Raw genomic sequence first — 6,301 nt, 5'->3', positions numbered from 1 at the left:
GAAAAGCTTTAAATTTTTTAAATTTTCATTTGTATAGTTTTAGAAAAAAATGATATTGATATATCTTAAATTCTCTGTATCAATTGACTAATATACTTTTCATTCTTTAAAATCTTGTAATGATTCAAAGAAAAGAAAGAACCACCATTTTAAGAGAAAGAAATTAATGAATGTTGCAAACCGAATTACACTGTTTCGAATATTTCTTGTGCCATTGATTGTTTTTTTTCTTCTTTATTCCACTAAATATTATATGCATCTGATTGCCGCTTTTATTTTTCTCGTTGCTTCACTGACTGACCTTATTGATGGTTATATTGCAAGGTATCGCAATGAAGTAACGAATTTAGGGAAATTACTTGACCCTATTGCTGATAAACTTTTGACATCATCTGCTCTGATTTCACTTGTTGATTTGCAGAAAATTCCTGCATGGATAGTGGTTTTTCTAATAGGCAGGGATTTCTGTATAAGCGGATTGAGAAACATCGCTGCATCGCAGGGTATTGTCATTCAGGCAAGTGCTATTGCCAAATATAAGACAGTATTTGAAATATGCGGTATTCTATTGCTTATTCTTTCAGGCACAAGCTCTGAGGAGCTTTTTTATTATTTAAAGGTATCGGGATGGGCTGTGATTTTTTTAGCCGCAAGTTGTGCTGTTATTTCAGGTGTCCAGTACTTTTCAAGTTTTTGGGATTCCATTGATTTAACATCGGGGAACTAAAAATGAATATATTCAAGAAAATAAGAGATATGAAAGCTCAGTCCTATGACTGGAAAAAATCAGGAAAAATAATTGGTATTGTGCCAACAATGGGGTGTCTTCATGAAGGTCATCTTTCATTAATAAGAGAGTCGGTGAAAGATTGTGACAAGACTGTTGTAACTATTTTTGTAAACCCCATTCAGTTTGCACCCGGAGAAGATTTCAATTCCTATCCAAGGGTTTTTGAAAGGGATTGTGAGCTTTGTGAAAAAGAGAGGGTTGATGCTGTTTTTTATCCTGCAGATAGTGAAATGTATCCAGAAGGTTTTCAGACAAAAGTAAGTGTCAAGGAGCTTCAAAAACATTTGTGCGGTCTTTCAAGGCCTGGACATTTTGATGGTGTAACAACTGTTGTTCTGAAATTATTTAATATTGTTATGCCCCATAAGGCGTATTTTGGACAGAAAGATTATCAGCAGCTCCAAATTATAAAGAGGATGGTTGGGGACTTGAATCTTGATGTTGAAATTATTGAAATGCCTATAGTGAGAGAAAAAGATGGATTAGCGATGAGTTCAAGAAATAGATATCTTTCTGATGAGGAACGAAAAAAAGCTCTGATTGTCCCACGAATAATAGATGAAGCAGAGAAACTTTTGAGGAAAGGAGACAAAAAAATAAAAGAAATTAAAAAATACCTCTATTCAATGGCTGAGGATGTGGAAGGTGCAAAGGTGGATTATATATCGTTTTCAGACCCTGAAACTTTGGATGATATTGCGGAAATCCAAAATCACGTCTTGGTTGCTGTTGCTATCAAAATAGGTAGCGCGAGACTAATTGACAATAGGGTAATCCATTTAACAAAAGAATAATTTGGAAGAAGACAGATTGACAATTCTTGTAGCCATTCCTGCATATAATGCTGAAAAATATATAGAGAAATGTATTAGCGCAGTGATATCCCTGAATCCTCCGGCAGATAGGATTCTCATAATCGATGATGGTTCATCTGATAAAACAGTTGAAATTGCAAGAAGGTATAAAGATGTAGAAGTCATTGAGCATAGATGCAACTTAGGAGTTGCAGCAGCACGTAATACAGCCTTGAATTTGTGTAAGGAGGATATTCTTCTTTTTTTTGATAGTGATACAATACCTGATAAGGATTTTGTCAAAAGAATAATGGATTGTTATGATAATGATTATGTTGGAGGAGTAGGAGGAATTGCACTTGAAGTCAGTAATAAAACCCTTGTGGAGAAGTGGAGAGCGCTTTCGATGAAACAATCAGAAAGAGCAACATCTGATGTTCCATTTCTTTGGGGGTTGTGTTCATCATACAAAGTTTCATTGCTTAGAGAAGTTGGCGGTTTTGATCCCGTATTCAAGACAAACGGTGAAGATGTGGATATTGGAATTCGTTTAAGAAAAAAAGGTTATTGTCTCATCTGCAATCCTTTGGCAAAGGTTAAACATCTAAAAGAGGAGAACATTAAAGGAGTGTTTAAAACGCTCTATAATTGGTATTATTGGGGAGCTTATGCATTTAAAAAAAATAAAGAACGGTTTTTTCTAAATTATATCAAAATTATTTTTAAGAATCCTATTACAAGAATTTTTTCTATGAAAGAGGGAGGATTGCATCCGTTTTTTTTGATAATGGATTTTCTTGCTATTTGTGTTGAAACGGTTGCCCTCATTTCGGTTTTATTGAAGAGATTGAGATAAGAAATGAAACGAATTTCAATTATAATACCTACAAAAAACCGTCCCGGGTTTCTTATGAAATCATTGCATAATATTGAAAAGTTTCAGAATAGTGAAGAGTTGGAGATGATTGTGGTAGATGATGGTTCGACAAGACAAATGGCTCACAAGAATATGGAAGTATGTAAAAATATAAATGAAGGCATCAAATATTTATTTATAGAAGGAAGAGGTCCTGCAAGTGCCCGGAATATGGCGATTAGGATTTCTGAAGCTCCCATTTTATTCTTTACGGGGGATGATATAATTATTCCTCAAAGTACATTGGAAGAACATTTAAGGTTTCATAAAGATAAGTATAAGGAAAACTTTTTTGCAATGACTGGCCCAATTGAATGGGATAATTCTATTAAAGCGAAGGGTATTCTTGATTTTTTGGACAGTGGAAATTTCCAGTTTAAAAAAGATGTTGATGCAAAAAATGATGTTTTCGAAACAGACTTCAATCTTTTTTATTCTTCTAATCTTTCTGTCAAGAGATCTTTTCTAATATCTGAAAATCTTTTCTTTGATGAGCGTTTCCCTTTTGCAGCATGGGAGGATATTGAATTGGGATACAGGTGTCAAAAGAAGGGGATGAAAATTCTATATAATAACAATGCGCCCGTTTATCATTTTCATGAACAGACAATATCAAATCTCGTTGAAAGAATGGTAAAAAGCGGCAAATCATTGAGAATTTTTTTAGAAAAATGGCCAGAGCTTTCTGAAAGTTTTGGTTATAGCTTTAAAGGAAATAGATTTCGGAGAAAGAAAAATTTTTTGAAAGCTCTTATGAGAAATAGATATATCGCTTCATTGGCAAGGCGCAGATTTTTAAATTCAAGCGGCCAAGAAGAATTGAACCATATTTCTGCTTTTTGTCTCAAAAATATGCTCTTTTATCATTTTCACAAAGGATTTATGGAAGGCTGTCAGAGAGGTGAAGGGAATGCCTGAAATTGCAGTTTCAGTGATTATACCGAGTTGGAACGGCAAGGATTTGCTTGATGATTGTTTGAAATCTATCATCCAAAATATTAAAGAGATACCGGCAGAGATAATTGTCGTCGATAATGGCTCAACTGACGGAACAAGAGAGTTTCTCTCAGAAAAATTTCCATCTGTCAATGTATTGGCTTTGAAGGAAAACTTAGGATTTACATCTGCAGTTAATAGAGGAATTGAAATATCTTCAGGCAAGTATTTGTTGATCTTGAATAATGACATAATTGTTCTCAATAACTCCATAAAGAATCTCTTGGATTTTATGACGAATAATGAAAGTGTTGGAATAGCTACAAGCCAACTTATTTATCCTGATGGTAATATTCAACAGGTAATTCATAGGTTTAGGTCGCTCTCTTTTACTTTGGCAGAAACTTTTTTTATAGATCGCTTATCTTTTTTCAAGAAATTTTACTCTGAGAGAGATTTGAAGAGTAAATGCATTTTTGATGACCGATGGGTAATGGGTGCCGCAATGATGATAAAGAGAGAAGTAATCGAGGATATAGGAAGATTTGATGAGAAGTCATTTACAGGAGATGAGGATATATGTTTTGATGCCATAACCAAGGGATGGCAAATTGGTGTATGTAAAGATTCATTGATGATTCATTTACACAGGAAAAGCTCATTTACTGATGATAGAGGACTTGATTATAAATGGATAGCAAGAATGTATTTTGAATTTCAGCGAAGTGCTTGTTTATCATATATCAAGAGAAATCCTTTATGGAAGGGTAAAGTCCTTTTTTTAACGAAAAAAATCGCATCTTTTTTGCGGTTATTTCTTTCAATAATCCTCTTTTTTTTAACAAACGATAAGGATGATCTTTACAAAGCTCGAATCTGGGGACATTATCAATTCCTTTGTTATCCTTTTGAAGAATTATTGCCCTTTTGCGATTCAGTCTTACCAGCGAAAATTACAATAATAAGCCCTTCTCTTGATGTTAAAGGCGGGATTTCAAAACAGGTAAGACATTTTTTAGAAAGCGATGTTTCTAAAAAATATAGAGTTTCGCATATATCGACTCACCAAAGCGGAAACAAATTTTTGAAACTTATAAGAGCTATTTGTGGCTATTTCGAATTTTCAATTCAAGCGTTTTTTTCTCCACCAAAACTTGCCTTTGTTTATATGAGCGGTGATATAAGTTTTTTGAGAAAGTCGATTATAATTTTATTGGCTAAGCTAAGAAAAATTAAGGTCCTTTTGTATTGTCATTCCTATGATTTCGACCATTTTTATTCTCGTTCACCACATTTTTTTAAAAGCTATATCAAATATATTCTAAATAGCGTTGAAAAGGTTGTAGCGCTTTCTTCTTATTGGAAAGAAGCTCTTTTCTATATTTGCGGAAGAAACGATATTGTAATAGTGCCGCCATTCTCTCCATATATTACGCAACTTCTTTCGGCTAATACCAAAGATGAAGAATCGCAAGAAAGAAATATTCTTTTTATGGGGACAATTGAAGAAAGAAAGGGGATATTCGATGTTCTTTCTGCTTTTTCTTCTATTGTTGGCAATTTGCCATATCCGTGTCGTTTGATAGTTGCTGGTGATGGAAAGGAAGATAAAGTGAAGCACATTATTGAAAAGAATAATCTAAAAAATAATGTAAAGTTGATTGGATGGATAGATGAGGAAGAAAAAATAAAATTGTTTGAAGAAGCTTATCTTTTTGTCCTTCCCTCATATGCTGAAGGATTCCCTTTGGTTTTGATTGAAGCTATGGCAAGTGGAGTGCCGGTAGTTGCAGGAGATATACCACCTGTAAGAGAGCTGATTTCTGATGGAGAGAACGGTTTTCTTGTTGAGCCGGGTAATAAAGAGTCTTTGGCAGATGTTTTAGAAAAAGTGTTAATGAATGAAGAGTTATGCAAAAAGATTGGAGAAGAAGGACGCAGACTTGTAAAATCCAAATTTCTCTTTAATGACAATGTTTATTCCTTGGATAAGGAAATTAGAAGTTTATTGATGTAATTGTTAAAAATTAAAGGATGATAGAGAAAACAGAAATTTGTGGATTAAGATTTTCTAATGCAGGAATTGAAAGAATGCTGGATGAAACTGTGAAACTGTTTTTCGATGATAGGAAGCATATGATTTTTCCTGCTAATGTAGAATCGATAATGTTGGCTGAAAAGGACCCTTTTTTAAAAGAAATATATAATAAGTCTACTCTATTGTTGGCTGATGGAATGCCTATTATATGGGCTTCTAAAATATTAAAAAGACCTATTGTTGAAAAGATATCAGGGCCTGATTTTTTGCCTATGATGCTTCGCAAATTTTCTCCTCTAAATAAGAGTGTTTTCTTTTTAGGTGGTGAAAAGGGTGTTGCTGAAAGAGCGTGCCAAAATCTTTGTAAGAAAATAAAAAATTTAAAGATAGCAGGAACTATGCACGGTTTTTTCAGGAAAGAAGGAGTTGAAAACGAAACGGTTGTCAAAAGAATAAACTCCACAGGTGCATCTTTGTTGGTGGTAGCATTTGGGACTCCTTTACAAGAAAAATGGATATTCAATAATATTGAGAAGTTGGATATTAAGGTTGCGATTGGAGTGGGTGCGGCAATAGATTTTATTTCGGGAGAAAAGAAACGTGCTCCTCGATGGATGTCAAATTCAGGATTAGAATGGTTTCATAGATTGATAAATGAGCCATCGAGATTATGGAGGAGGTATCTTTTGAGGGATTCTTTATTCCCTTTATTGTTAATTAGAAATAAATTAAAAAACAAATAATATTACTTCAACTGTCCTTAATTATATATATTCTGCTTTGTAAATAGAAATAATGATTTATTAATCTAAAAAAATGCTTAGAAT

General features: G+C 33.6%; 6 protein-coding genes. All 6 read left to right on the top strand.

Annotated elements, in window-relative coordinates:
• Positions 1 to 166 precede the first annotated feature (166 nt).
• The 6 genes from pgsA to D6734_06265 are packed head-to-tail and all read left to right on the top strand — an operon-like array spanning position 167 to position 6,217.
• Positions 167 to 727: a CDP-diacylglycerol--glycerol-3-phosphate 3-phosphatidyltransferase gene (gene pgsA, locus D6734_06290; protein ID RMF95102.1), complete on the top strand. Its 561-nt coding sequence runs from the start codon at positions 167 to 169 to the stop codon at positions 725 to 727.
• Between the two features lie 2 nt (positions 728 to 729).
• Positions 730 to 1,584 carry a pantoate--beta-alanine ligase gene (locus tag D6734_06285; protein ID RMF95101.1) on the top strand — a complete coding sequence of 285 codons (855 nt, stop codon included), beginning with the start codon at positions 730 to 732 and terminating at the stop codon, positions 1,582 to 1,584.
• A gap of 1 nt (position 1,585) precedes the next feature.
• Positions 1,586 to 2,440 carry a glycosyltransferase gene (locus D6734_06280; protein ID RMF95100.1) on the top strand — a complete coding sequence of 285 codons (855 nt, stop codon included), beginning with the start codon at positions 1,586 to 1,588 and terminating at the stop codon, positions 2,438 to 2,440.
• Positions 2,441 to 2,443: 3 nt separating this feature from the next.
• Positions 2,444 to 3,418, top strand: a complete 975-nt coding sequence (locus D6734_06275) for a glycosyltransferase family 2 protein (protein ID RMF95099.1) — start codon at positions 2,444 to 2,446, stop codon at positions 3,416 to 3,418.
• A complete protein-coding gene (locus tag D6734_06270) occupies positions 3,411 to 5,453 on the top strand; it encodes a glycosyltransferase (protein RMF95098.1) in 2,043 nt (680 codons plus the stop codon). The genes D6734_06275 and D6734_06270 overlap by 8 nt, the downstream gene beginning before the upstream one ends.
• Before the next feature lie 17 nt (positions 5,454 to 5,470).
• Positions 5,471 to 6,217 (top strand): glycosyltransferase, encoded by a 747-nt coding sequence (locus tag D6734_06265; GenBank protein RMF95097.1) that lies wholly within the window; start codon positions 5,471 to 5,473, stop codon positions 6,215 to 6,217.
• The last annotated feature ends 84 nt before the right edge of the window (positions 6,218 to 6,301 follow it).

It is taken from the genome of Candidatus Schekmanbacteria bacterium, assembly GCA_003695725.1.
In the GTDB taxonomy this organism is placed as follows: Bacteria; Schekmanbacteria; GWA2-38-11; order GWA2-38-11; family J061; genus J061.
This window is presented reverse-complemented; position numbering and strand designations above follow the sequence as displayed.

Bases quoted from the DNA above. Each gene is read 5' to 3' on its own strand.
- pgsA (RMF95102.1), top strand. From the start codon at position 167: ATGAATGTTGCAAACCGAATTACACTGTTTCGAATATTTCTTGTGCCA.
- D6734_06285 (RMF95101.1), top strand. From the start codon at position 730: ATGAATATATTCAAGAAAATAAGAGATATGAAAGCTCAGTCCTATGAC.
- D6734_06275 (RMF95099.1), top strand. From the start codon at position 2,444: ATGAAACGAATTTCAATTATAATACCTACAAAAAACCGTCCCGGGTTT.
- D6734_06270 (RMF95098.1), top strand. From the start codon at position 3,411: ATGCCTGAAATTGCAGTTTCAGTGATTATACCGAGTTGGAACGGCAAG.
- D6734_06265 (RMF95097.1), top strand. From the start codon at position 5,471: ATGATAGAGAAAACAGAAATTTGTGGATTAAGATTTTCTAATGCAGGA.